The sequence below is a fragment of the Kribbella sancticallisti genome (assembly GCF_039530625.1).
Lineage (GTDB): Bacteria > Actinomycetota > Actinomycetes > Propionibacteriales > Kribbellaceae > Kribbella > Kribbella sancticallisti.
This window is the reverse complement of the sequence record NZ_BAAAOS010000056.1, coordinates 115883-139555: the sequence shown is the minus strand read 5'-3', so window position 1 is coordinate 139555 and position 23673 is coordinate 115883. Positions and strand designations below refer to the sequence as shown.

Genomic DNA, 23673 nt, shown 5'->3' with positions numbered 1-23673 from the left:
CGGTGCTCCGGACGGCGGAGTACGGTGCACTAAGGTGCCGTGGGTGTCTTCGAAGCCCATGCTCATCGTGATCAGTGGTCCCCCGGGCTCCGGCAAGACCACGCTCGCCCATCGCATCGCCGCCGCGATCGGCTGTCCGGCGATCTGCCGCGACGAGATCAAGGAGGGGATGGCGCACGCGACGCCCGGTTTCGTCCCCGGGCCGTCGGATCCGCTCACCATGCGCACGCTGGCGACATTCTTCGACGTCGTCGGCCTGTTGATCGGACGCGGCTGCACCGTGGTCGCCGAGGCCGCCTTCCAGGATCGCGTCTGGGGGCCAGGTCTCAGCCCGTTCCTCGGGTTGGCCGACGTGCGCATCGTCCACTGCACGGTCCCGGCCGAGGTGGCCCACGCCCGGATCGCCGCCCGCGCCACCGACAACCCGCTACGCAAGGCTCACGAGGACGGTCACCGGTCGGCCGACGCCTGGCGTCGCGGGCACGACGCGTTCGAGCCGGTGACTCTCGACGTGCCCAGCCTGACGGTGGACACCACTGACGGTTATCGGCCGGGCCTGCCGGAGATCGCCGGATTCCTTCAGCGGTGAATTCCCTGGTGGCGTGGCGGTTCTCTGACTAAGGTCAGGGAATGGCTGACCTTCAGAAGCGGTTCGAGAACCTCAGCACTGCTCATGTCGCCGACGCCTGCCTGCGGGCGGGGCTTCCGGTCCGGACCGTCTCGCTGCGGCCGGTCACCCCCGGCAAGGTCGCCGGCCGGGTGCTGCCCGCGCGGCATGTCGGCAGCGTCGACCTCTTCTTGGAGGCGTTCGAGTCAGCCGAGGAAGGCAACGTGCTCGTGGTCGACAATGGCGGCCGGCTGGACGAGGCGTGCGTCGGCGATCTGGTGGCACTCGAAGCCAAGGCAGCGGGGGTAGCCGGGCTGGTGGTGTGGGGACTGCACCGCGACACCGTCGACATCCAGGCGATCGGCCTGCCGGTCTTCAGCCTCGGGGCGATGCCGACCGGTCCGCTGCGGCTGGATCCGCTGCCGGAGGACGCGCTGCAGGCCGCGACCGTCGGGGAGTTCACGGTCACCCGGGAGGACGTAGTACTGGGTGATGAGGACGGGGTCGTCTTCATTCCGGCGGACCGTGCTGATGAACTCCTGGATCTTGCGGAGACGATTCACGCGACTGAACGACGTCAGGCCGAGCTGATCCACTCCGGTACTTCGCTGCGGGAACAGGTGCGGTTCGACCTGTACCTGGCCGAGCGGAAGAAGCGGCCATCACTGACGTTCCGCGAGCATCTGCGCAACGTCGGTGGGGCGATCGAGGAGTAAGTGAGCTCGCGAGGTGCCCTCAGACCTCACCGCGGCGACGAACTGGCGGACCTGAACGGCTGAGCACTCAGCCGATCGCGGCCCGGACAGCGGGGACGATCTCCTGGGACCAGCGGCTCAGGGTGACGTCGATGGGGTCGGGGCCGGTCGGGAAGAGGATGAAGCCGGCGGCGTCGTGGTCGAGGACGGCTGAAGTGAGTTCTTCGATCCACTGGGCGGGGGAACCGCCCAGCCAGCGGCCCTCGTCATCGCGGACTTTCGCCAGCGGTTGCTGGGTGATCCGGCCGGGGAAGTTGTAGACGGTGGCGACATCGGCCGGTTTGCGGCCGACCGCCAGGGCCGCCTCGTCGATGATCGCGCGGGAGGTCCGATAAGGCTCGCTCAGCCAGTCGGCGGCGTGGCCTGGGATCCAGCCGTCAGCCTGGCGGCCCGTCGCGGCCAGCGACTTCGGGCCGACGGAGCCGGTCCAGATCTGCGCAGCCTCGATCGGCGACGGCGCGAGCGCGGTCGCCCCGGAGTACGGGTCGGTGACGGCCGGGCCGCCGCCGGAGAGTCGGCGGACCAGGATCATCGCCTGCTCGAAGGATTCGACCGCCTCCGCCGGGCGCTTGGTCGTCACCCCCATCGTCGCGATCCGGTCCGGCGCGCCGCCCGCGCCCAGGCCGAGCACGAACCTGCCGTTGGAGATCGCGGTCAGGGCGGACGCGGTACGGGCGAGCATCGGTGCGGGGCGGAGCGGGAGGTTGGTGACGTTCGCCAGCGCGGAGATCCGGGTGGTCCGGCCGAGCAGGAAGGCGAGTGTCGCGTAGGCATCCAGCAGGTTGGGGAGATAGGGGTGGTCCGAGAGCGAGAAGAGGTCGAGCCCGTCGCGATCGGCCTGTTCGGCCAGCCGGACGACGTCCGCCGCCGCGCGTACGTCCGCGGGCGATCCATAGCCGAACCGCACGTTCATCAGTTGCCTCCTGGGGAGATACTTAGTAGACCTAAATACTAGCTCTACTAAATATCAGAAGTCCTAACAGTCCACACGTCGGACTACAGTGGAGGGGTGGCCACCAAGACAGCGAGTGACACGGAACTGGTCGGCTCCCTCGTCACCCTGATGCACGCTCTGCAGGACCTGTACGCCGAGACCAGCCGCCCGCTCGGGTTGACTCCGCAGCAGGCGCACCTGCTCTGCGTACTGCTCGGCGGGCAGCTCGGCATGACGGAGCTCAGCCGCATCCTCAGCATTGAGCGCTCCAGCCTGACCAGCATGGTCGACCGGCTGGAACGACGCTCCCTGGTCGCCCGTACTCCGCACGCCACCGACCGCCGCGCCTGCGAGATCACCCTCACCGACGAGGGCCTCGCGCTGGCCCACGAGGCCCACAACGCTTTCACCGACCGCATCGACGCCCGCACCGCCGACCTGCCCGCCGCGACCCGCAAGACCCTGATCGCGGCGATCGGTCAGATCACCGGCAGCTGATCGCCGCGCGATAGCACAGCAGGGCCACACTCGAAGCCGCAACGGAGCAACTCGCAGTTGACGACGACAGCTCGAGCTAGCTTTTGCGATTCACCGATAACGATTTGGAGTGCATTACAACAATGAGGTCGATGAGAAGCGGACTAACTTATCCAGAGACGAGATGGCTTGTCAGAGATCCAGGGTTGAAGTACCCAACTATTGCGATGAAGCATGGAGATTTCTTCTCGCCTGTCGGTCAGTGGGCCCTAGAATCAGGTCTGAATATCGAGGTCACGGCTGGGAGTTTCCTCGGCTTCGACTTCACTAACTGGCCTGAGGCTTTGCTTCCAACAGAAGAAGACGACCACTTTAACGATGATTTTCTCCACATTGCGATTTCAGCCATGCGAGAACGAGTTCAGGTGATCAACGCATTCGCCTTATGCCTGCATTCAGCGACAGTCGAACTCGACAAGATCAGCTACGGCGGATTTCGGGTGACCCACGAAGACCTGGTGCACTTCGACGACCCGTTGAAGGGCTACGGAGGTCCAGGGTTGGCGCACCTTCCCTCAATACCGGGGCAAGGCATCCTGCTTCCGTTCCCCGAAAGGCACGGCACGTGCCCTGCAGCGACCATTGAGCACGCGTGTAAGCAACTGGACGCGGTGCTTCAAAGTCCGCATCCTAAGTCTCTCGCGCTTGTCGCTCTCACCAACCATGCCCTGAACGCCTGCAAAGGCCACGACTTCGAACTGGCGGTCGCCACAGCGTGGACGGCTTGCGAATCCCTCCTGGAGTCTCTGTGGGACGAGTACACCCGCACTCAAGCGGCTCTTCATAGTTTGAGCGTCACGAGGAAACGTCGTGCCCAATGGGCTGGGCGCGATTTCACCGCATCCATCATCGTCGAGGTCATGACATTGGCTGGAACGATCTCCCCGGAACTCAGCACGGCGATCGGCGACGTCCGCAGTAAGAGAAACAAGTGGATTCACGGGATCGCCGCGGCGAGCTACCAAGACGCCATTGACGCGGTCAACCTCGCTCGCGACCTCTTGGACGAGGTGATGGATCTCAAGTTCAAGGTCGCCCCAGCTGTCGGCGTTTCCTTCTAGCTCACGACCGAGCCACCACGGCACTTGGCCGGAAATCGCCGGACTGCTTCTTGGAATGGGAGCGCCCATGACTCGGAACTTCCCTGGCCGCCGAAGCCCGCCACGTGTGCGACCTCCCGCCCGCGCGCCATTGCAGCCGCGACTACTTCTTGTGGCCGGAACTCTCCGCGTTCTGGACGCGTGCGCAGTAAGCCCGCATGGACTCGAGTAGGCAGTACTGCGGACCATCGGAGGTGTCGGTCATAATGACTAGCGAGCGGTCGACCAGACGGGTCATAACGTCGTCCGGCGGAAACCCGTTCGGGTAAGTGGCCAGGAGGCGTAGTACGGACTGTTCTTCTGGGGTGAGCAGGTTCCAGGTGCGGTCGTAGGTGGCGCGGAGGGTCTGCTGGCGAGGTGGTCCGCCGCGGCGACCTGCAGCCAGTACTGCGAAGCGGTCGTCGAGGCGGTCTCGCAGCTTGGCCAGGCCTAGGGTGCGGACTCGGGCGGCGGCTAGTTCGATGGCTAGCGGGAGGTTGTCCAGGCGGCGGCAGATCTCGGTGATGGTGGCGGCGTTCTCGTGTGTCAGCTCTAGGTCTGCTCTGGTGAGGAAGAGATCTACAGCCTCTTCCAGCGGTGGAACTGTCAGCAGGCGCTCGCCCGGGAGGCCCAAGGGCTCCTGGCTGGTGGCGAGGATCTGCAGACCAGGTGTCGCCTTGAGCAGCGCCTCGGCTGCAAGTGCTGCCTCGTCGATGACGTGCTCGCAGGTGTCGAGCACGAGCAGCATCCGCTTGGACGGTGTGACCTGTGCTTGGGCGATGAGGTTGTCGACTGATTCCGGGCTAGCGAGATCCACCAACCAGATGCCATCCGAGTACTGCGCTGGGTCGGTGGTGCGAGCCGCTTCCAGAGCCAGAGCGGTCTTGCCGATCCCACCAGGGCCGGTCACGGTGATCAGGCGTTCTGAGGCCAGCAGGTTGTGCAGTTGGGTGAGCTGCTGGGTGCGGCCGATCAGCGGAGTCAGAGTGGCCGGGAGGTTGGTCGACGGGGTGGCGGGGGCGGGGCGTAGTACGGGGTCTTGGGTGAGGATGGCCTGGTGGAGTGCGCTCAATTCCGGGCTGGGGTCCACGCCTAGCTCCTCGGCCAGGTGTGCTCGGAGGTCCTCGTAGGCGGTGAGAGCCTCGCGCTGCCGGCCTGACCTGTAGAGGGCCTGGAGGTGCACGGCGCGGAGGCGCTCGCAGTACGGGTGCTGGGCGGTGAGGTCGGCCAGTTCGCTCGCCAGGGCTTGGTGTTCGCCGAGGTCGAGGCGGGCTTGGGCATGATCGCCGAGCGCCGTCACCTGCTCCTCGTCGAGGCGGACGGCCATGGGCCTGGCGAACTCCTGGTCGGCGAAGTCGGCGTACGCCCGGCCTCTCCAGAGTTTCAGCGCGTCGGTTAGGAGCGCAGTACGGGTTGATGCTGCGGCGGTGTCGCGGCCTTGGGTTGTGAGGGTGCGGAACTGGCTCGAGTCCAGGCTCTCCGGCGGGAGCGCGAGGCTGTAACCGGCCGGCTGCCAGACCACGAGGTCGCGTGCTCCGGGCTCGGCCGCCTCCAGGGCACGGCGGAGCTGGGAGACCCGAGTCTGCAGCGTGGCCCCCGGGTTGCGCGGGAGGCGGTCGGCCCAGAGGTCCTCGATCAGGCGGTCGGGCGGTACGGGGCGACCCTCGTGGGTGAGCAGGTCGGCCAGCAGCGCGCGGACCTTCACCTCGGGGATCGGAACCGGACGGCCGTCATCGGTCCAGACGGCCAGCGGGCCGAGCACTCCGAATCGCACACAGCCACGGTACCTACAGCGGATCGGGAGTAGAGCTAAAGCGCTCTCCGGCACCGTGCTGGGGTGACGACGAACCGTGAGATCCGGCTGGCCTCCCGCCCGACCGGCGAGCCAACCCCGGACAACTTCGAGCTGACGACTGTCGACCTGCCCGAACCTGCGGAGGGACAGGTTCTGGTCAGAAACACCTGGATGTCGGTTGATCCGTACATGCGTGGCCGGATGGATGCCGGCGACTCCTACATCGAGCCGTTCTCTCTTGGCAGGGTGCTCGAAGGTCATGCCGTGGGTGAGGTGGTTGCCTCGCGCAACGCAGATCTCCCGGTCGGCGCGACCGTGCTGCACTTCGCGGGGTGGCGTGAGTACGCAGTACTGGATGATGCGACCGTCGTGGATGTCTCCATCGCCCGCCCGCAGGACTATCTGAACGGCCTCGGCCAGACCTCCTTCACCGCATTCTTGGCCGTCACCGAGGTCGCGCGCGTGCGCCCTGGCGACATTGTCTTCGTCTCCGGCGCCGCGGGCGCGGTCGGCAGCGCCGCCGGCCAGTTGGCCCGTTTGTACGGCGCCACCCACGTCATCGGCTCAGCCGGCGGCCCTTCGAAGGCCCGTCTGCTGACCGAGGAGTTCGGCTTCGACACCGCCATCGACTACCGCGCCGGCTCCCTCACCGAGCAACTGTCGGCGGCGGCCCCTGACGGCATCGACGTCTACATCGACAACGTAGGTGGCTCCCACCTGGAAGCCGCCATCACCGCCCTCAACCCGCGCGGCCGCATCGCCGCGATCGGCATGATCAGCACCTACAACGCGCCCGTCCCCGGCCCGACCAACCTCTACGACATAGTCCTCAAACAACTAATTCTGCAAGGCTTCCTGGTCACCGACCACCTGGACCGCCTCGCGGCTTACATCCCCCAAGCCGCCCGCTGGCTAGCCGACGGCACCTTACGCACCCAAGAAACAGTCGTGGAGGGCCTGGACAAGGCCCCCCACGCTTTCCTGGGCCTCCTCCAAGGCACCAACACCGGCAAAATGCTCGTCCGGTTGTGAACCCTGCCGACTAGGACTTCGCGGCGAGGTGGAGGCGGAGGATGGTGTCGTAGTCGATGATCTCGACGGAGGTTGTTTGCGCCGCTTGGTCGACGTCGGTGGGGTCGACGGTTTCGTGGCTGCCGATCACCAGGAGTTTGCGCGGCTCGTTGACCTCGATGCCGTACTTCGTCTTGACGAACGCGCGGTTCTCGGGGCTTCCGAAGTACTCGTCGTACTGCGTGAGCCGGCTCAGGCCCTCGGGGACGGTCAAGGAGCGGCGGCGCTTCTTGCCGCCCGGCTCGGTCTGAAGCAGGGGCAGCTTCAGGTCGCCGATGATGTGGCTGCCGTCGGCGCGCTCGAGGATGAAGTCCGGGGTGATCGCGGCGGCGCCCGCGTCGTCCTGCCGCTCGAGGATGGGCTCGCGGATCAACTGAGTCGCGTCGAACGCCGACAGCAGGATGTCCTCGTGCTGCTGCAGGAAGTCGCCGACCGTGTTCTTCTGGAGGTCGTGCAGCAGGTACGTGCTGGCGAACGGGTCACGCTTGAGGGTCTGCTCCGCCTCGCCGCGCGGCACGCTGAGGGTGCCGACGGGATCGAGGTGATCCGAGGCGTTGACCAGCCGCTGCAGGTAGTCGCGGTACTTGTCGGCCGGCTCGGACCGGTGCACCGCGATCGCGAGGAACGTCCAGTGAACGCGCACCGACGAGTCGTCACCGGAGACGAGAAGGACCCGCTCGAACGCCGAGTAGTTCCCCGGCGCGAACTGCAGGAGTTTGTCGCCGGTACCGATGAGTTCGTTGCCGAGGATGCTCTCGGCGCCCGGGAACCTGGTCCCCAGCGCGCCGCGCCCACCCTGGGTGGCGATCGTCGCGTCCTTGATGACGTTCTCGTCCAGCACCCGCACGACCGGCGCGGACGCGGCCGCGGCGCCGCCGAAGTACTGGTCGATGCTCTGGGCCTTCTGCCGCCTCACCTCGAGCGAGCGGTACTCCCGGCTCACCCCGACCAACTCCAGGATGTTCCAGTCCGGCGTCTCGGTCAGCACCAGCATCCGCGGATAGAGCAGCGGCCCGGCCAACTCCCGGGAGTGACTCGCGGGCAGATGCTCACTCACGCTCCGCAGGTGATCCCCCCAGAACTGACTGTTCACCTTGACGAACTCGGTGGGTTTCATCGCCCGCTCTCTCCTCGCTCACACTCATCCAAACCAGACCTAGACAGCAACCCCGGCCTGCCCCGAGGCTATTCCCAGGCTTGCGAACCGGTCAGACACGAGAGCTGACAGAGCCGGCAAAGCCCTTGGGGCAGGCGGTCTTGGCAGTCCGGGAATCCGATCTGCGTTGGTGTCGCTTGATTGGTTGGTTGTCGTGACCGGTACAGGTCACGAGCCAGTCTCATAGAAAGCCAACTGTAGGGTGCCAGTTCAGTGATACTCCTCAAGGAGGTAGCTCGTGCTCTGGCCGCTCCGCTGGCGAACTGCCCGTTCGGCAATCAAGGTAGGTGATCGTCTCTACCTGGACGGCAAGGTCGATACGGCTCTGCGGGCGTTCCGCCGAGCCGCGGACTCAGGCTCCTACCATGGGGCACCCGCCGGTGCTTGGTGGACGGCCACGGTGTTGCGGGAACAACAAGACCGGGAAGGTGCCCGGTCGTACTACGAGCGAGCCATCGCTTCCGGACATGAGGCCTGGGCACCGCGCGCCGCAACTGACCTGGCCGGCATGTTCGAAGAACAAGGGCAGGTGGCGAAGGCAGCCGGCTACTACCGGCAAGCGATCGCCTACGGCGATCGCTCCAATCCCAGCGCCCTGTGGGCCCGCCGCGCGCAGGAGAAGCTCGACGCGCTGCTGCGCAGGTCGACCGACTGATCGGCTGGTTCCACGTGGCCGACGACGGCTACGTACGGGCCGGATTCCGCCGCCGTGATGGCTCCGACGCCTTGGGATCGTACGGCCTGCGGCACATCACCGAGGCCCTGAAGGCGGTCCGGAAGAACCCGGCCGCCTGAAACGCCGGCACATAGACAGTGGCCCCTGACTCGCGTTTCCGCAGATCAAGGGCCACTCTCAGCACTACGAACTCCCTGTGGCAGGTGCAGGGTTCGAACCTGCGTAGGCATAAGCCGACAGATTTACAGTCTGCTCCCTTTGGCCACTCGGGCAACCTGCCAGGGTGCTGCCGGTTCGTGAACCAGCGTGAGAGACGATACAACAGACAGTGCCCCTGACAGCAAATCGGAAAGGAACTGCCCATGGCTTCGGAGTCCTCCTTCGACATCGTGAACAAGGTCGATCACCAGGAGGTGGACAACGCCGTCAACCAGGCGGCGAAGGAGATCAGCCAGCGGTTCGACTTCAAGAACGTAGACGCGGGCATCAAGCTGTCCGGCGAGACGATCGACATGCAGGCGAACACCGAGGAGCGGGTCAACGCCGTCCTCGACGTGCTCAAGGACAAGTTGGTCAAGCGGCAGATCTCGCTGAAGGGCCTGGAGGCCGGCGAGCCGAAGTTGTCCGGCAAGATCTACAAGATCGACGCCTCGATCAGCGCCGGGATCACCCAGGAGAACGCGAAGAAGATCTCCAAGCTGATCCGCGACGAGGGTCCGAAGGGCGTCAAGGCGCAGATCCAGGGCGACGAACTGCGGGTCTCCAGCAAGAGCCGCGACGACCTGCAGACGGTCCAGGCGCTGATCAAGGGCCAGGACCTCGACTTCGCGGTCCAGTTCGTCAACTACCGCTGACCCGCACTCCGCGGCGCCCGCCCGCGCCGCGCCGGATAACCGGTCGCCTGGGGGGCTTTCGGCCGGGCATTGTGGGCCGGGTGGAGGACAGACTGCGTCGGTGGATCAGGGACGATTTCGGTCTGGACGTGATCGAACTCACCCGGATCGACCACGGCGCCGACGCCGCCGCCACCGTCTGGCAGGCCCGTACTGCGACAGAGCCCCGGCAGTACGCGGTGAAGTGGAGCGGCGGTGGTACGGGCGCGGCCCTGCAGACCACCGCGTACCTAGCGGCCAACAACATCCCCGGCGTCCCGAGCCCGGTAACAACCACCACCGGTGAACTCTGGAGCGAACACGAAGGCAAGCGGCTCTCACTCACCCCCTGGATCCCCGGAACCCGTGCAGCCGCGTCCGGACTCACCACCGATCAGTGGACCTCGTACGGCGCTCTCCTGGGCCGGGTGCATGCCCTGGAGCCACCACCGGCCCTAGTAGCCGCACTCCCCCCGTTGAACCCCATCAACGCCCGCATGCCGTCACTCGCCCGCAGCATCGAGCATCGTCTCCGTACCGAGCCCCCAGCCGACTCGCTGGAGGCAGACCTGGCCAGGATCTGGGAAGCGAACCAGAAGACCATCACCGCGCTCCTGGACCTGGCAGCCGACCTCGAGCCACCAAACGGACCACGCGTGATCTGCCACGCGGACCCGCACCTGGGCAACGTGCTCGTCGACCCGTCAACAATCCACCTGATCGACTGGGACGACGCAGTACTGGCTCCGCGTGAGCAGGATCTGCTGTTCATGCTCGGCGGCATGGGCTCACTTGGCCCGACCACCCACGAGCAACGCCGAGCCTTCTTCCAGGGCTACGGCGAAGTCACCATCGACCGGACCCGCCTGACCTACTACCGCTGCGCCCGAGCTCTCGAGGACGTCGCACTGTGGTCCGAGCAGGCCCTCCAAGGCCCCGATCGAGAAGACTGCCTCGAGATCCTCCGCGACGCCCTCGGCCCCGACGGCCTGGCGGTACGAACGCTGTCCTGAACGCAGGACCGAACGCAGGACTGAACCCAGGACTGAACGGAACGCAGAGCCCCGGCCCGCCGAAGCGAACCGGGGCCGCAGTACGTCAGCCGGCGCAGAGCGCGAACGCGTCCGGCACCGCCGCGTCGAGCGCCTCGAAGTCGAGGTGCGAGATCGACTTGGTGCCGCTGTCCGCACCCTTCTTCAACGTCCCGCCGGCCATCGTGCCGTGGGTGTTGATCAGTGTGGACGGTGTCGCCCCGGCCGCGGTGGCGAGATGCTCGATGCCCGCCGGACAGAGGCCCGGCAGGAACTCGGCGGCGAGCTCCCCGAACGGCACCCAGTTGGCCGAACCAGCCTGGCCCTGTGCCGCCTTGGCGTTCAGGTTGGTCTTGAAGCAGAAGTGCGCGTTGGCCGGCCCGACGGCGAGTCCGAGGACCGCGACCGCGCCGGCGCCCGTCATCAGGGCACGGCGAAGCAGTTTGTTCATGGATCTTTCCCCTCCCCCTCGCGAGCACAGTTGCTCGCGACTTTCAGCACTGTGACATGGGGATCGAGGTCGGTTCAAGACCACCAGAGTGCTGGTCCGAGCACGCACCGCTGCCACCTCGAAGCCCAACCCCACTAGGTGTGCTGCGGCCAGATGTTCGGTTCGTGGCACGTGCCGTGATCGGCAACTAAAACACCGTGGCAGCGAAGAGAACGCTGTATCAGCGGTGCCGCACCACGTTTCCGGCGCGGACCGCACGGGGTGAACCGCCCAGCTCCCGGCGGCACGCCTTGTTGAAGGCCTGGAGATCGGGGATGCCTACCGAGGCCGCGACCGCCGGGATCGAGAGCGTCGACGACACCAGCAGGTGCCGGGCGTGGGCGAGCCGCCGCTGCCGGATGTAGGCGACCACCGTCATCCCGGTCTCGGCGCGGAACAGCCTGGTCAGGTGGTTGTGCGAGACGTCCGCGGCCCGAGCCAGGCCGGGCACCGTCAGTGTCCGGGACAGGTTCGCCTCGATGTGCGCGATCGCCGCCGAGACCGCTGGATGACCGGCGGCACCGCCACCTTCGGACAGCGAGGCGCTGAGCTGGGAGATGCGCCACAACGCGGTCCACACCTCGGCAGTCACCCGGGCCGACCCCGACGGTGAGGCCTCGATGGCCCGGCGCAGGAGGTCGGACAGGACCGGCGCCGCGGTACCGGCGTCCTGGACAACCGGTACTGCGGTCGGCCGGCCAACCAGGCGCGGACGGAAGTGTGCGTAGAGGTGCTCGGATCGACCTCGGTAGGCGAACTCCACCTGGACCCCGGCCGGCGTCAGGCTGACCCAGCCAGGCGAAACCGGGTACGTCGTGCCGTTGACGATGAGGTCCGCGGAGTAGCCGTACAGGTGGAGCTGCCACAGGTCCGGCAACCGGAAGACGTCCCGCAGATTGCGGATCCCGTGCAACCCGACGCTCACCGCCAGCACCTCGGGCGGCTCCGTCAGGTGCAACCCGACCAGTTCCGTCATGGTGAGAAATTACCACCAGTGGTGAACTCAACCCACGCGAAACAAGAACGGGCGACCCTAACCTGGACGAGTAGTGACCACCACGGACCCCCGTCGCCCCGAGAGGGAGAGACATGCCCGATCCGCATCGCAAGAACCTGTTGACCTCCGTCCAGATGGCCCACTTCGTCGCCACCGGCGCGTTCCGGATGGACGCCGTCGTGCCGGACGAGATGAACCAGGAGGCCCTCGGCGTCCTGCAGGCCGGCATCCCCGGCGTCCCCTACGGCACGCCGCTGTCGGAGGCGTTCGTGGACAGCGAGTTCGTCCAGCGGCTGGTGCGGCTGCCGGAGGTCGCCGGCGCCATCCACAGCCTGGTCGGCCCCGAGCCGACGGTGGACCACCATGCGGTCCACATCCGCAAGGCGAACGAGGGCGAGGCGCAGAACCTGCACGGCGACGCGATCATCGACGTCCGCGAGGACGCCTTCGACGTGCAACTCATGTACTACCCGCAGGAGGTGACGCTCGAGATGGGCGGCACCCTGAGCGTGCCTGGCAGCCACCTGCGCCGGACCAACGAGTCGGACACCGGCCGCTACCAGAACCTGCTCGGCCAGATTCGTCTCACCTGCCCGCCCGGCACGGTGGTGTTCCTGCACCACGGCATCTGGCATGGTGGCCGCAAGAACGACAGTGACATCGACCGCTACATGTTCAAGATCCGCTTCAACCCGACCGTCCGCCAGGTCCGGCTGTGGAACACCGACGACCTGTACGACGACGGGGTGGCCGCGGAGCTCGGCCAGTCCTTCCCCTGGTACGAGAACGCCACCGGCCGGCTGGAGATCTACAACCGGGTCAAGCTGTGGCAGGCCCTGACCGGCGACGACACGTACGACCCGGACTATTGGGTGACGCGGGTATCCAACCGTCCGCGCCGCGTCGTGGCCCAGCGCAGCCTCAACCCGCACGCCGCGAAGAAGGAGATGGCATGACCGCCACCACCAACGCCGTCCAGCAGCAGACCGTCCGCCAGCAGGTCCTGGTGCTCTACCTTGCCTCCTCCGCGCTGGACTCGCGGGTGGTGGGCTGGTCGACGTACGACGGCACCGGCGAGACCTCACCGACGACGGGTGACTCCGACGTGCCGCCGTACGCGAGCGGTCTCGAAGCGCTCAAGGACGGCTGGCGCCTCTTCCAGGCCGCGCAACTGCTCCCGCCCCAGCCCGGTCACGAGTACGACGTCTCGTTCCTCAAGCACGAGTTCTTCTTCGAGAAGTTGGTCCCTGTCACGGTATGAGCCGTCACGGCGTGAACAGGCCGTGCTGCATCGCGAACAGTGCGGCGGCAGCCCGGGTGGAGACCCCGATCTTGCCGTAGATGTGCTGTACGTGATGCTCCGCGGTACGGGGTGAGACCACCAACTCGCGGGCGATCTCGGCGTTGGACCGGCCGCGGGCGAGCAAGCGCAGTACTTCGACCTCACGCTCGCTGAGGCCGGCAGGACGACTCGTCAGGCGGCCGGGCGCTTGTTGCCCGGCCGCTTCGAGTACTGCGCGCGCACAGTCCCCATCCAGCCGGCCAGCACCAACCTCACCCAGTACTACGTCCGCCGCCGCCTCGGGTGACAGCGCAGCCCGGTGCGGGCGTTCCTGAGTCAGTGCCTGGAACACATCGGCGACGGCCAGCAACCGCGCCGCGACTGGCAACTCAGGCGCCTTCGACTGCCGGGGATAGCCACTCCCGTCGAGCCGCTCGTGGTGGAGCGCGACCAGCGCGGCGACAGGCTCCAGCGCTGTCGAACGGGCCAGGATCCGCTCAGACTGGTACGGGTGCAGGCGGACCTGCTCCCAGTCGCCTCGGCGGAGCCCGCTCGACCTCTCCCAGACCCCGGTAGGCACGGCAACGCGGCCTAGGTCATGGAGATACCCGGCCTGCCGCGCGGTAGCCCGCTCGCCGTCGTCCAACCGGAGGCGGTGCGCCGCCTGATCGACCAGCGCCGCGACACCTGTCGAGTGCCCGAAGAGGTACGGGGACTTGAGGTCTACGAAGTGGGCGAAGGCCTCGGCGACCTCCTCCAGTCGATCGGCTTTGCCATGTGGCAGCGGCTCCGCGTCGAGGGTCTCCTGCCACACGTCGATACCTTCGAGGTCCGACACCAACTCCTGGTCATAGGCCTCGACCACTGACGGGTCCAGCCACCTCCCCTGCCGCCTGCGGAAGGCTGCCTCGACCGCGGCCGGACCACCCAGGCTGGTGAAGATGACGGCCTGGGTAGCCACCTCGGCGATACGGGTCGCCTCGGCGATCTCCTCGCCTGCCAGGCCGTCCGGAGTACCGGCGCCGTCCCAGCGCTCCATGCTCTGGTAGATCGCGGCCGCTACTTCGGGACCGAGGCGGAGTCGCTCGGCGAGCATGCTGCCGACCTCGCAGATGGCCAGCAGTACCGGCGCCTCGTTAGTGGTCAGGGTGCGCGCGAGGTACTGCAGGCGCCGTACTCCGGTGCCCTTGCCCACCTGTCGCAGGACGTTCAGTGACTCACGTTTGCTGGCCGGGTCGGTCCGTTCCATCAGAGGACGCAGGTAGGCCACGCCTGGGCCCATCAGGTCGGCCTCCTCGTGGGTGGTGGCCGTGCAGCCCAGGTGGCGGAGCAGCGTGGCGTAGTACACGGTCCGCTGGTCGACGGCGGACAGGCCCAGGCGGCGGGACAACCGGATCGCGACCAGGCAACTGCGGATCGACTTCTCGAGTGGCTGGGCCATGGCCAGGTCCAGGCTGACCGACAACGCGCAGAGGAGATCTGCGAGCCGCAGTTCGTCGTCCGCCATCGAACCCCCTGGGGAATGGGCAGAACTACCGATGCCCCGCCCGGCGCCGTACGGCCATTGTGAGCCTCGAGAGCCCGATTCGTACCGGAGGAAGCGCCATGAGCCAGACAGCCGTCGCCAGACCTCGCCTCGTCACGCCGCAGTTCGTACTGCTCGGCCTCGCAGCGCTCGCGTACTTCTTCGCCGACGGGGTGCTGGTGCCGTCCGTGCCGCTCTACGTGACCGGGCCGCTGGCCGGAGACGACGTGGGCGTGGGAATCGCGGTCGGGTCGTTCAGCGTGTCGGCGCTGCTGTTGCGCCCCTGGGCCGGCCGGTGGGCGGACAGGCGCGGCAGGTCGGTGGTGATGCTCGTGGGTGGCCTGGTCTTCGCCGCGTCCGTCGCGGGCTACAGCTTCGCGGACAGCATCGCCCTGCTCGTCGTACTGCGGCTGCTCACTGGCGTTGGGGAGGCGTTCTTCTTCGTTGGCGCGGTGACCGCGATGAGCGACCTGGCTCCCGCCGAGCGACGGGGAGAAGCCATCAGCCTGTTCTCGCTGTCCCTGTACGCCGGGCTCGCGGTCGGGCCGCCCGTCGGTGAAGCGGTGGTCGGCGCGATCGGCTTCGGCACCGTCTGGGCGATCTCCAGCGGCGCCGCGCTGCTGGCCGTAGTACTGGCTGTCCGGGTGGGCGACACGCGGGAGCCGGGTCCAGTCCAGAGCACGCGCCTCATCCACCCGGCAGCCGTCGTACCGGCGCTGCTCCTGCTCGCGCTGGTCTGGGGAATGGCCGGTTTCCTGGCCTTCGTCCCGCTTTACGCCCTGGATCTCGGCCTGTCGGGCGCGGGCTTCCTGCTGTTCGGCTTCGCCGCCATCGTGATCGTCATCCGCAGCGTGGGCGCGCGGATCCCCGATCGACTGGGCGCGCTGCGAAGCGTTCGCCTCTCGCTGCTCTGCGCGGCCGCGGGACTCGTCATCATCGGCAGCTACCGCGCGGTGCCGGGTCTGATCGCCGGCACGATGGTCCTCGGTGTCGGCGTCGCCCTCGGCACCCCGGCGATCATGATGCTCGCGCTGCACGACGTACCGGCCGGCGAGCGCGGCGCCGTGATGGGCACCGTCAGCATGAGTCTCGACCTCGCCCTGGGCCTGGGCCCGGCAACCTTCGGGCTCGTCGCGGCCAGTCTGGATCGCGGCTCAGGCTTCCTCGCCGCCGCGGTGGTCGCCGCGAGCGGTCTCGCCCTCGCCGCTCGCGGCATGCCGAGAGCGAGACCGGTACTCGGTTAGAGCGGCAGGACGAAGATTGCCTTGGGCCAGGTCAGCGGCGTCCCCGTTGCGGTGAGGGCGCCGCTGCTCTGGTCGACGGTGAACGACGCGACGGTGCCGGAGTGCTCGTTCGCGGCGTACAGGTGGGTTCCATCTTTGCTGAAGGCGAGGTGCCGGGGCCAGGTCCCGCCGGAACCGATCGTCTGGATGAGCTCGGCCTCGAGGCCCTCGGCGCCGGTCTCGAACACGGCGATCGTGTCGTCGCCGCGGTTGGAGCCGTAGACGAACCGGCCGTCGGCGGAGACCAGGACCTCGGCCGGGAAGTTGTCACCCTCGGCACCGTCCGGACGCGTCGACACCGTCTGTACCTCGGTCAGCTCGCCGTCCGCGTAGCTGCAGACGGTCAGGGTGGAGTCCAGCTCGTTGATCACGTACGCCGCCGCGCCGCCCGGGTGGAACACCACGTGCCGAGGCCCGGCACCGGGATGAACCTCCAGCAGGCTGACGGCCTCCAGTTGACCGTCGTCGCTGAGCCGCGAGGTGTAGACGGTGTCGGAGCCGAGGTCGATGTCGAACGCGAAGGCGCCGGCCGGGTCGAAGGTCACCTGATGGGCGTGCGGCCCTTCCTGGCGCTTCTCGTTCGGGCCGGACCCGGACCGCTGCAGGTACTGCGTTGCCTCGCCGAGCGAACCGTCTCCGGCGATCGGGTGCACCGCGATCGAGCCGGAACTGTAGTTCGCCGACAGCAGGAATCGGCCGGCCGGGTCGATCGCCAGGTGGCACGGGTGCGCGCCACCGGTCGGCTGGTCGTTGAGGAAGGTGAGCGAACCGTCCTCGGCGATCGCGAAGGCCGAGACGCGTCCGGCCTCCAACTCGTTCACGGAGTAGAGGAAACGCCCGTCCGCGGACCGAGCCAGGAACGACGGATCGTCGGTGGTCGCGGCGACCTCCATCGCCTCCAGCGTCCCGAACCCGATCCCGGTACCGCCGCCTGCCTGACTGGTGTAGCTACCGACGTAGATCCGCTCAGAGGTCATGGTCCTAGCCTTTCACGCCCGTAAGCTCGCCGCATGGACTCCACCGCCCTGCTGCGCCGGATCGGCATCGACCAGCATCGCGGACCGAGCGTCGAAGCACTCTTCGAACTGCACGCGGCCTTCGCCGACACCGTGCCGTACGAGACCATCCAGTACCAGTTCGGGCAGGGCGGCTCGATGGATCCGCAGGTCGTCGCGCCCCGGATCATCGCGCGGGAGACCGGCGGCTACTGCTTCCAGCTGAACGGCACCTTCGCGCAACTGCTGACCGAGCTCGGCTACCAGGTCGAACTGCACCGCGGCGGAGTCCAGACCGCGACCCGGCCGGCGGTGGTGGACGCCAGCCACATGGTCATCACCGTCAGCGGCCTCCCCGACGCTCCCGACGAAGAGTGGCTCGTCGACGTCGGCCTCGGCGACGGGCTGTTCACGCCGCTCCCCCTCAAGCCCGGCACGACCCGGCAGGAGCCCTTCGACCTCACGCTCCGACCCTCCGAGATCGTCGACGGCTGGCGCCTCGACCACGACCCTCGGAGCAGCCTCACCGGGATGGACTTCGAGTCGGCCACCGTCTCCATCGACGCCTTCGCCGCCCAGCACGCCCACCTGTCGGTGTCGCCGGAGTCGCCCTTCGTCCGGACGTCCTCGGCCTACCGCCGCAAACCCGACAGCATGGTCATGCTGCGCTCACTGGGCCTGATGGAGACCTTCGCCGACCGCGTCGACAACCGAATCGTGGAGACCTCGTCGGAGTACTTCACCGTGCTGGCCGACGTCTTCCATCTCCCGCTGGACCACCTGACCGCAGCCCAACACGACGAACTCTGGAAGCGCGCAGTCGCGCAGTACGAGGCTTGGCTGGCTAGGTAGCCAGGGCGAAGAGGGCGCTGGGGAGGATCGAGACTACTGCGGCGGCGGCGACGCAGGTGGAGATGACGGCGACGGCCGGGGACTCGATGTCGACGGAGAACGGGTCGTCGGCCGGGAGGCGGAAGAGTTCGGCGACCCAGCGCAGGTAGACGGCCAGGCCGATCATCACGTTGACCGCCATCACCAGGGCGAGCCAGCCGTAGTGGGCGTCGATGACGGCCTGGAAGGCGGCGAACTTGGTGAAGAGTCCGGCCAGGCCCGGCGGCAGGCCGGCGAGGACGACCAGGAAGAAGATCAGCGCGATCGCCAGGCCGGGCTCGGAGCGGACCATGCCGCGGTAGTCCTTCAGCAGCAGGCCGAAGGGGCGGTGCCGCTGGACCACGGCGACTGCTCCGAAGGCGCCGAGCGTGACCACGACGTACGCGGCGAGGTAGCCGACGACTGCCTGGGCGTCACCGACCGCGAGTGGGGCGAGCAGGAAGCCGACCTGGCCGATCGACGACCAGGCGAGCAGCCGGACCGCCTCGACCTGCCGCAGGGCCGCGAGGTTCCCCACGGTCATCGTCACCGCCGCCAGGATCGCGACCACCAGCCGCAGGTCGGAACCACTCGGCGCGACGCCGAAGGTCACCAGCACGAGCAGCCCGGCGACACCGGCCGACTTCGACACCACCGCGAGGAACGCGGTCACCTCGACCGGCGCACCGGAGTACGTGTCGGGCAGCCAGCCGTGGAACGGGACCGCGGCGATCTTGAAGCCGAACCCGACGATGACGAACAACCCGGCCGCGAACGCCACCCGGCGCAGGTCCGGGTCGATCCCGGGCAGCCGGGTCGCGATCGTCTGGAGGTAGAGCGACCCGGTCACGCCGTACAGGTAGGAGATGCCGAACAGCATCACGGCTGTCGACAGCACCGAGACCAGGAAGGCCTTCAGCGCGGCCTCCGAGCCACTGCGATCGCGGCGCAGCGCGACCATCGCGAAGCTCGGCAGCGACACCACCTCGAGCGCGATCACCACCGTCGCCAGGTCGCGCGCGCCGGCCAGCACGGTCGCGCCGACCAGCGCGCTGAGCAGCAGGAAGTGGTACTCCCCGACCGGGATGTCCGCCGAGAGCAACCGGTACGACGACAGCCCGACGACGCCGAGTCCGCCGATCAGGAGCACCGCCCACAACCCGATCGTGAGCGGCTCGACCACCAGGCTGCACTGCGCCGGCCCTTCGACGTCCGGACGGCAGAAGGCCGGCAGGTACGCCTGTCGCCGGGCGATGACGAAGATCAGCCCGAACACGATCACGGCAGCGGTGATCAGGGTGATCACCGTGTGCTTGAGCCGCTTGCTCCCGGTGCTCCAGAACCCGTCGATGAGCAGCACCGCGACAGCACCCAGCGCCAGGATCAGCGGTACGGCGGTCGCCTGCCAGTCGGTCCAGGTGAGGGTCATGGGGCCTCCCGCCCTGGACTGAGGAGTGGAGCGACGAGGGAAGGGCGGGAGGCACAGCCCCATGACCCGCCGCGCGGCAGCGTGGCAATGTGCGTGGCAATGTGCACTGTCACAGGCCCACCCACTGGTCGAGGAGCAGCCCGGGCCAGACGCCGAGCAGCACGGTCAGGGCGACCAGCGGCGCCCAGGTGATCAGTTCGATCCGGCTCAGGTCGACCGCGAACGCCGCGGCCGGGTGCTCGGCGGGATCACCCTGGCAGAGGTTGCGGACCAGCCGGAGGAAGTACGCGGCCGTCAGCACGGTGCCGAGTCCGGCGATCACCATCATCACCAGGAAGCTTGTCCGCGGCAACGAATCGGCCGGCTGGTAGGCGCCCAGCAGGACCAGCATCTCGCCCCAGAACCCGGCCAGCCCGGGCAGCCCGAGGGAGGCCAGGCAGGCGAACGTCAGCAACGCGCCGATCCGCGGCAACCGGGCGTACAGGGCGCGGCCGATGACGCGCAGATCGCTGGTGTCATGCCGGTCCTTGATCGCCCCGGCCAGGAAGAAGAGCAGGCCGGTGATCAGGCCGTGCGCGATGTTGGCGAACAGCGCGCCGCGCAGCCCAGCCGGCGAGAGGGTCGCGATGCCGAGCCCGATGAAGCCCATGTGGCCGACGCTCGAGTACGCGATCAGCCGCTTGATGTCGGTCTGCGCCAGACAGGCCAGCGAGCCGGCCACGATCGCGATCGTCGACAGCCCGGCCAGGTACGGCGCGATGGTGACCATCGCGTCCGGCAGCACCGGCAGCAGGATCCGGATCATGCCGTAACTGCCGAGCTTCAGCAGTACTCCGGCCAGCAGCACGGACCCGACCGTCGGCGCCTTCGCGTGCGCGTCCGGAAGCCAGATGTGCAGCGGCCAGAGCGGCAGTTTCACCGCCAGCCCGAGCGCGATCAGAATCGCGGCGGCCAGTGGGATGCCGTGGAATCCGCGGACCGGGTTGACGCTCAACTGCTCGAGGTCGAAGGTGCCGGCCTCCCGGTAGACGAGCAGGAAGCCCACCAGCATCACGGCCGAGCCGAGCACCGTCATCAGGACGAAGGTGGTCGCCGCCCGCCGCCGGCCGGCCCGGTCGTGCTCGTCGCCCCAGATGTCGATGATCAGCCACATCGGGATCAGCACGATCTCGAAGCAGACGAAGAACAGCACCAGGTCCATCGCGGAGAAGGTGCCGATCACGCCGGCCTCGATCACCAGCAGCAACGCGATCAGCGAGCGGGTCCGGCCGATCTTCGGCGTGATCCGCAGCGAGTACAGGCAGCACAGGAACACCAGCAGCGCGGTCAGCACGATCAGCGGCACCGAGATCCAGTCGAGGCCGACGTGGAACCGCACCCCCAGCGAGGGAATCCAGGCGACGTCCGTCTCCGCCCGCAGTGGCGGCAGCGCTCCGCCCGGTGTCTCCGACGACATCCAGTTGCCCGAGCCCGGCCAGAGCAGCAGCGACCCGACCAGCACCAGCCCCGAGATCACCGAACCGTAGATCGCGGCGACCCGGTCCCCGAGGCCGATGGGCAGCGCCCACAGCGCCAGCGCGGCCAGCAGCGGCAGGACCAACAGGGACAGCAGGATCCCGTTCATGAGCCGATCACCCCAGCCAGTACCGCCAGAGCGACGACTCCGACGACGGCCGCGGTGAGATAGGTCTGCACGTTGCCCGTCTGCAACTTCCGGAAGCCCGCCGAAGCCAGCAGTCCCGCCCGCCCGGTCGCCCGCACGTAGCCGCCGATCACGTCCCGATCCCCGTCGACCGCCAACTTCGCGAACCAGCCGACCGGTACGACGAACAACCGCTGGTACGCCGGGTCCACGCCGAACTCACGCTCCAGCACCACGGGCCGCGGATCCGCCCCGCGTTGCCACAACGAATAGGCCGGCAGCGCTCCGAGCACCGCGAGCAGGGTGGTCACCAACGCGATCACCCAGTTCAGGTGGACGCCGTCGGTGTAGCCGAGCACGACGGCGCCGATCGCGAGCAGCACCAGTGGCCCGAGCATCACCCAGGAGGGTTCGCGCAGCTTGGCGGTGTTCGGCTCCTCGACGTCGGCCATCGGGTCGTCGTCCTCGAAGGCGCCGAGGGCACCGGCCAGCGCGGGCGTCCGGTAGAACACCCACAGCCACAGCCGGACGCAGTAGAAGGCGGTCATCGCGGCGGTCAGGCAGACCGAGACCAGCACGATCCAGCCGATCGTGGAGCCGTCGGACGCGTGGTGCCACGCGGCCTCGACGACCGAGTCCTTGGAGAAGAACCCGGCAAACCCCGGTACTCCGGCCAGCGCCGCGAGGCCGACCGTCATCGTCGCGAAGGTGACGGGCATCTGCTTGCGCAGGGCGCCCTTGCGCGTGTACCTCCGGAGAACGACGAAGGCCGCGCTGCCGACCTGGTGCAGGAGCACTCCCGCACAGAGGAAGAGGAGGCCCTTGAAGGCGGCATGCGTGAGCAGGTGGAACAGAGCCGCGTGGCGTCCGTCGGCGGTGCCGAGCGAGAGGCCCGCGAACATGATCGCGAGTTGGCTCACGGTCGACCAGGCGAGCACCCGCTTCACCTCCACCGCCGCCATCGCGCAGGCCGCGGCGAACAGCATCGTCACCACGGCCACCACCGCGAGCACGGTGAGAGTCACGTCGGCCGCGGCGAACACGTCGTACAGGCGGGCGATCACGAAGACACCGGCGGCGACCATCGTGGCCGCGTGGATCAGCGCGCTGACCGGGCTCGGACCGGGCATCGCGTCCGGGAGCCAGGTCTGCAGCGGGACCTGCGCGGACTTGCCGACGACGCCGACCAGAAGAAGCAGGGTCCCGGCCGTCAGCGCGCCCGAGGAGAGCTGGTCCGGGCGCAGTTCGGAGATCCGGGCCGTGCCTGCGTCCATCGCGAGGACGAAGATGCCGAAGAGGAAACCGACGTCGCCGAGGCGGGTCATCAGGAACGCCTTCACCGCGCCGGACCGGGCGTCGCGCCGCTCCCAGTAGTGACCGATCAGCAGGTATGAGCACGCGCCCATCACCTCCCAGCCGATCAGCAGCAGGAACAGGCTGTCGGCAACGACCACCGTCACCATCGCGGCGGTGAACAGCGTGACCAGGGCCGTGTAGGAGGCGACCCGCTCGTGCAGGTACGAGATCGAGTAGACCTGGACGCAGGCCGCGATCACGCCGACCACCGCGAGCATGAAGACGGTCAGGTCGTCCGTGCGCAGGCCGAACCCGACGACGAGGTCGCCGACATCCGAGCCGACGTACCCGGTCTGCTGCGGGTCGACGCCGGACAGGAGGGCGGCGACCAGGACGACCAGCAATGAGAAGCCGACGCCGACCACCCGCCAGGCGGTGCCGATCACTGCTCGGCCCCCGTCTCCAGCGGCTTGAGGTCAGCCGGCTCGCGCAGGTCGCGCGCGGCGTCGGCATCGACGTGGCCATGCCCGCGGAACAGCAGCAGCACGATCGCCAGGCCGAGGCCGATCTCGGCCGCGGCCAGCGTGATCACGAAGACCGCGAGCGTCTGGCCGGTGGCGAGCCCGTCGACGTGCCAGGCGTCGAAGGCGACCAGGTTCAGGTTCACCGCGTTCAGCATCAGCTCGAACGACATCAGCATCGTGATCGCGTTGCGCCGCGCCAGTACGCCGTACACGCCGAGGCAGAACAGCGCGACGGCCAGCAGCAGCGGGAGGACGAGTGGCATCAGTCCTCCTTCCTGCCGGTGCGCTGGGACAGGACGATCGCGCCGATCAGGGCCGCGAGCAGGAGCACGGACAGTACTTCGAACGGCAGCACCCAGGTGCGGAACACCGCGGTCCCGACGGCCTCGGCGGACCCGGCCGGTACCGGCTCGATCCTTTCATTGCCGAAGGCAAACACCACGCCGGTGCCGAGAAGCAGCGCCAGCACCAGCGCGACGGCCGCCGCGAACGGGCTCCGCCCGGTGGTCAGGGCCGGCAGCGGATTGGTCGGCGCCTTGGTCAGCATCAGCGCGAACAGCACCAGGACGACGATCGCGCCGACGTAGACAAGGATCTGCACCAGCGCGACGAACTCGGCGTGCAGGGCCCCGAAGCAGCCGGCGACGGCGCCGAGGGCGACCACCAGCCAGAGGGCCGCGTGCACGATCCGGCGCGAGGTGACCACCATCAGGCCCGCCAGCAGCGCCACCGCCCCCGCGATGGAGAAGAGTGCAGTGGTCACTCCCCGCTCCCGCCCTCGACGACCGACGGGCCGGGATCGATGGGCTGCGGCGCGGGCACGGTCC

Annotated in this window: 25 protein-coding genes and 1 tRNA gene; 13 read left to right on the top strand and 13 right to left on the bottom strand. The window is 68.1% G+C overall.

The window, feature by feature from the left end:
• Nucleotides 1-43: 43 nt before the first annotated feature.
• Both ABD255_RS35445 and ABD255_RS35440 read left to right on the top strand, forming a co-directional pair.
• Complete coding sequence (locus ABD255_RS35445; RefSeq protein WP_344221165.1) at nucleotides 44-589, top strand: P-loop nucleotide/nucleoside kinase family protein; 546 nt, start codon at nucleotides 44-46, stop codon at nucleotides 587-589.
• A 41-nt stretch (nucleotides 590-630) separates the two neighbouring features.
• Nucleotides 631-1323: an RraA family protein gene (locus ABD255_RS35440; RefSeq protein ID WP_344221164.1), complete on the top strand. Its 693-nt coding sequence runs from the start codon at nucleotides 631-633 to the stop codon at nucleotides 1321-1323.
• Between the two features lie 67 nt (nucleotides 1324-1390).
• Here the strand turns inward: ABD255_RS35440 and ABD255_RS35435 are convergent, their stop codons facing one another.
• Nucleotides 1391-2275 carry an LLM class flavin-dependent oxidoreductase gene (locus tag ABD255_RS35435; RefSeq protein ID WP_344221163.1) on the bottom strand — a complete coding sequence of 295 codons (885 nt, stop codon included), beginning with the start codon at nucleotides 2273-2275 and terminating at the stop codon, nucleotides 1391-1393.
• 96 nt (nucleotides 2276-2371) lie between these two features.
• On the opposite strand from ABD255_RS35435, the gene ABD255_RS35430 reads away from it, so the two are divergent.
• Complete coding sequence (locus tag ABD255_RS35430; protein ID WP_344221162.1) at nucleotides 2372-2794, top strand: MarR family winged helix-turn-helix transcriptional regulator; 423 nt, start codon at nucleotides 2372-2374, stop codon at nucleotides 2792-2794.
• A gap of 206 nt (nucleotides 2795-3000) precedes the next feature.
• Entirely contained in the window at nucleotides 3001-3894 is an 894-nt protein-coding gene (locus ABD255_RS35425) for a hypothetical protein (RefSeq protein ID WP_344221161.1), read from the top strand.
• 142 nt (nucleotides 3895-4036) lie between these two features.
• Here ABD255_RS35425 and ABD255_RS35420 read toward each other — a convergent pair whose 3' ends face one another.
• Nucleotides 4037-5686 carry an AfsR/SARP family transcriptional regulator gene (locus tag ABD255_RS35420; protein WP_344221160.1) on the bottom strand — a complete coding sequence of 550 codons (1650 nt, stop codon included), beginning with the start codon at nucleotides 5684-5686 and terminating at the stop codon, nucleotides 4037-4039.
• 63 nt (nucleotides 5687-5749) lie between these two features.
• Between ABD255_RS35420 and ABD255_RS35415 the strand changes: the two genes are divergently transcribed.
• Entirely contained in the window at nucleotides 5750-6739 is a 990-nt protein-coding gene (locus tag ABD255_RS35415; protein WP_344221159.1) for an NADP-dependent oxidoreductase, read from the top strand.
• Nucleotides 6740-6749: 10 nt separating this feature from the next.
• Here ABD255_RS35415 and ABD255_RS35410 read toward each other — a convergent pair whose 3' ends face one another.
• On the bottom strand, nucleotides 6750-7895 hold the full coding sequence (locus tag ABD255_RS35410) for a hypothetical protein (RefSeq protein WP_344221158.1): 1146 nt from the start codon (nucleotides 7893-7895) through the stop codon (nucleotides 6750-6752).
• Nucleotides 7896-8172: 277 nt separating this feature from the next.
• Between ABD255_RS35410 and ABD255_RS35405 the strand changes: the two genes are divergently transcribed.
• Both ABD255_RS35405 and ABD255_RS35400 read left to right on the top strand, forming a co-directional pair.
• On the top strand, nucleotides 8173-8589 hold the full coding sequence (locus tag ABD255_RS35405) for a tetratricopeptide repeat protein (protein ID WP_344221157.1): 417 nt from the start codon (nucleotides 8173-8175) through the stop codon (nucleotides 8587-8589).
• A 14-nt stretch (nucleotides 8590-8603) separates the two neighbouring features.
• The gene (locus ABD255_RS35400; protein ID WP_344221155.1) at nucleotides 8604-8729 is read left to right on the top strand and encodes a hypothetical protein; all 126 of its coding nucleotides are present in this window, start codon (nucleotides 8604-8606) and stop codon (nucleotides 8727-8729) included.
• 78 nt (nucleotides 8730-8807) lie between these two features.
• Here the strand turns inward: ABD255_RS35400 and ABD255_RS35395 are convergent.
• Nucleotides 8808-8890, bottom strand: a tRNA-Tyr gene (locus tag ABD255_RS35395).
• An 82-nt stretch (nucleotides 8891-8972) separates the two neighbouring features.
• Here ABD255_RS35395 and ABD255_RS35390 point away from each other — a divergent pair.
• Both ABD255_RS35390 and ABD255_RS35385 read left to right on the top strand, forming a co-directional pair.
• Entirely contained in the window at nucleotides 8973-9464 is a 492-nt protein-coding gene (locus ABD255_RS35390; protein ID WP_344221154.1) for a YajQ family cyclic di-GMP-binding protein, read from the top strand.
• Nucleotides 9465-9544: 80 nt separating this feature from the next.
• On the top strand, nucleotides 9545-10495 hold the full coding sequence (locus ABD255_RS35385; RefSeq protein WP_344221153.1) for a phosphotransferase enzyme family protein: 951 nt from the start codon (nucleotides 9545-9547) through the stop codon (nucleotides 10493-10495).
• A gap of 85 nt (nucleotides 10496-10580) precedes the next feature.
• Here the strand turns inward: ABD255_RS35385 and ABD255_RS35380 are convergent, their stop codons facing one another.
• Nucleotides 10581-10964 (bottom strand): hypothetical protein, encoded by a 384-nt coding sequence (locus ABD255_RS35380; RefSeq protein ID WP_344221152.1) that lies wholly within the window; start codon nucleotides 10962-10964, stop codon nucleotides 10581-10583.
• Between the two features lie 220 nt (nucleotides 10965-11184).
• A complete protein-coding gene (locus ABD255_RS35375) occupies nucleotides 11185-11979 on the bottom strand; it encodes an AraC family transcriptional regulator (protein WP_344221151.1) in 795 nt (264 codons plus the stop codon).
• A gap of 113 nt (nucleotides 11980-12092) precedes the next feature.
• On the opposite strand from ABD255_RS35375, the gene ABD255_RS35370 reads away from it, so the two are divergent.
• Both ABD255_RS35370 and ABD255_RS35365 read left to right on the top strand, forming a co-directional pair.
• Nucleotides 12093-12956, top strand: coding sequence for a phytanoyl-CoA dioxygenase family protein (locus tag ABD255_RS35370; protein ID WP_344221150.1), 864 nt, complete (start codon nucleotides 12093-12095; stop codon nucleotides 12954-12956).
• Entirely contained in the window at nucleotides 12953-13261 is a 309-nt protein-coding gene (locus ABD255_RS35365; RefSeq protein ID WP_344221149.1) for a hypothetical protein, read from the top strand. The genes ABD255_RS35370 and ABD255_RS35365 overlap by 4 nt, the downstream gene beginning before the upstream one ends.
• A gap of 4 nt (nucleotides 13262-13265) precedes the next feature.
• Here the strand turns inward: ABD255_RS35365 and ABD255_RS35360 are convergent, their stop codons facing one another.
• Nucleotides 13266-14789, bottom strand: a complete 1524-nt coding sequence (locus ABD255_RS35360) for an HD domain-containing phosphohydrolase (RefSeq protein WP_344221148.1) — start codon at nucleotides 14787-14789, stop codon at nucleotides 13266-13268.
• 98 nt (nucleotides 14790-14887) lie between these two features.
• On the opposite strand from ABD255_RS35360, the gene ABD255_RS35355 reads away from it, so the two are divergent.
• Complete coding sequence (locus ABD255_RS35355) at nucleotides 14888-16051, top strand: MFS transporter (RefSeq protein WP_344221147.1); 1164 nt, start codon at nucleotides 14888-14890, stop codon at nucleotides 16049-16051.
• On the opposite strand, the gene ABD255_RS35350 is transcribed toward ABD255_RS35355, so the two are convergent.
• The gene (locus tag ABD255_RS35350; RefSeq protein WP_344221146.1) at nucleotides 16048-17067 is read right to left on the bottom strand and encodes a lactonase family protein; all 1020 of its coding nucleotides are present in this window, start codon (nucleotides 17065-17067) and stop codon (nucleotides 16048-16050) included. The genes ABD255_RS35355 and ABD255_RS35350 overlap by 4 nt on opposite strands.
• Before the next feature lie 33 nt (nucleotides 17068-17100).
• On the opposite strand from ABD255_RS35350, the gene ABD255_RS35345 reads away from it, so the two are divergent.
• Complete coding sequence (locus ABD255_RS35345; protein ID WP_344221145.1) at nucleotides 17101-17937, top strand: arylamine N-acetyltransferase family protein; 837 nt, start codon at nucleotides 17101-17103, stop codon at nucleotides 17935-17937.
• Here ABD255_RS35345 and ABD255_RS35340 read toward each other — a convergent pair.
• The 5 genes from ABD255_RS35340 to ABD255_RS35320 form a co-directional block, all read right to left on the bottom strand.
• The gene (locus tag ABD255_RS35340; RefSeq protein WP_344221144.1) at nucleotides 17930-19384 is read right to left on the bottom strand and encodes an NADH-quinone oxidoreductase subunit N; all 1455 of its coding nucleotides are present in this window, start codon (nucleotides 19382-19384) and stop codon (nucleotides 17930-17932) included. The genes ABD255_RS35345 and ABD255_RS35340 overlap by 8 nt on opposite strands.
• A gap of 109 nt (nucleotides 19385-19493) precedes the next feature.
• Nucleotides 19494-21008: a complex I subunit 4 family protein gene (locus tag ABD255_RS35335; protein ID WP_344221143.1), complete on the bottom strand. Its 1515-nt coding sequence runs from the start codon at nucleotides 21006-21008 to the stop codon at nucleotides 19494-19496.
• On the bottom strand, nucleotides 21005-22768 hold the full coding sequence (locus ABD255_RS35330; protein ID WP_344221142.1) for an NADH-quinone oxidoreductase subunit 5 family protein: 1764 nt from the start codon (nucleotides 22766-22768) through the stop codon (nucleotides 21005-21007). The genes ABD255_RS35335 and ABD255_RS35330 overlap by 4 nt, the downstream gene beginning before the upstream one ends.
• Nucleotides 22765-23109 carry an NADH-quinone oxidoreductase subunit NuoK gene (nuoK, locus tag ABD255_RS35325; protein ID WP_344221141.1) on the bottom strand — a complete coding sequence of 115 codons (345 nt, stop codon included), beginning with the start codon at nucleotides 23107-23109 and terminating at the stop codon, nucleotides 22765-22767. Before nuoK ends, ABD255_RS35330 begins: the two co-directional genes overlap by 4 nt.
• Entirely contained in the window at nucleotides 23109-23609 is a 501-nt protein-coding gene (locus ABD255_RS35320) for an NADH-quinone oxidoreductase subunit J family protein (RefSeq protein WP_344221140.1), read from the bottom strand. Before ABD255_RS35320 ends, nuoK begins: the two co-directional genes overlap by 1 nt.
• Nucleotides 23610-23673: the final 64 nt, after the last annotated feature.

What these genes read in the sequence shown, in the direction of transcription:
- ABD255_RS35345 (WP_344221145.1), top strand. Translation starts at nt 17,101, where the DNA reads ATGGACTCCACCGCCCTGCTGCGCCGGATCGGCATCGACCAGCATCGC.
- ABD255_RS35350 (WP_344221146.1), bottom strand. Translation starts at nt 17,067, where the DNA reads ATGACCTCTGAGCGGATCTACGTCGGTAGCTACACCAGTCAGGCAGGC.
- ABD255_RS35440 (WP_344221164.1), top strand. Translation starts at nt 631, where the DNA reads ATGGCTGACCTTCAGAAGCGGTTCGAGAACCTCAGCACTGCTCATGTC.
- ABD255_RS35375 (WP_344221151.1), bottom strand. Translation starts at nt 11,979, where the DNA reads ATGACGGAACTGGTCGGGTTGCACCTGACGGAGCCGCCCGAGGTGCTG.
- ABD255_RS35380 (WP_344221152.1), bottom strand. Translation starts at nt 10,964, where the DNA reads ATGAACAAACTGCTTCGCCGTGCCCTGATGACGGGCGCCGGCGCGGTC.
- ABD255_RS35410 (WP_344221158.1), bottom strand. Translation starts at nt 7,895, where the DNA reads ATGAAACCCACCGAGTTCGTCAAGGTGAACAGTCAGTTCTGGGGGGAT.
- ABD255_RS35360 (WP_344221148.1), bottom strand. Translation starts at nt 14,789, where the DNA reads ATGGCGGACGACGAACTGCGGCTCGCAGATCTCCTCTGCGCGTTGTCG.
- ABD255_RS35335 (WP_344221143.1), bottom strand. Translation starts at nt 21,008, where the DNA reads ATGAACGGGATCCTGCTGTCCCTGTTGGTCCTGCCGCTGCTGGCCGCG.
- ABD255_RS35370 (WP_344221150.1), top strand. Translation starts at nt 12,093, where the DNA reads ATGCCCGATCCGCATCGCAAGAACCTGTTGACCTCCGTCCAGATGGCC.
- ABD255_RS35355 (WP_344221147.1), top strand. Translation starts at nt 14,888, where the DNA reads ATGAGCCAGACAGCCGTCGCCAGACCTCGCCTCGTCACGCCGCAGTTC.
- ABD255_RS35390 (WP_344221154.1), top strand. Translation starts at nt 8,973, where the DNA reads ATGGCTTCGGAGTCCTCCTTCGACATCGTGAACAAGGTCGATCACCAG.
- ABD255_RS35425 (WP_344221161.1), top strand. Translation starts at nt 3,001, where the DNA reads ATGAAGCATGGAGATTTCTTCTCGCCTGTCGGTCAGTGGGCCCTAGAA.
- nuoK (WP_344221141.1), bottom strand. Translation starts at nt 23,109, where the DNA reads ATGCCACTCGTCCTCCCGCTGCTGCTGGCCGTCGCGCTGTTCTGCCTC.
- ABD255_RS35340 (WP_344221144.1), bottom strand. Translation starts at nt 19,384, where the DNA reads ATGACCCTCACCTGGACCGACTGGCAGGCGACCGCCGTACCGCTGATC.
- ABD255_RS35365 (WP_344221149.1), top strand. Translation starts at nt 12,953, where the DNA reads ATGACCGCCACCACCAACGCCGTCCAGCAGCAGACCGTCCGCCAGCAG.
- ABD255_RS35435 (WP_344221163.1), bottom strand. Translation starts at nt 2,275, where the DNA reads ATGAACGTGCGGTTCGGCTATGGATCGCCCGCGGACGTACGCGCGGCG.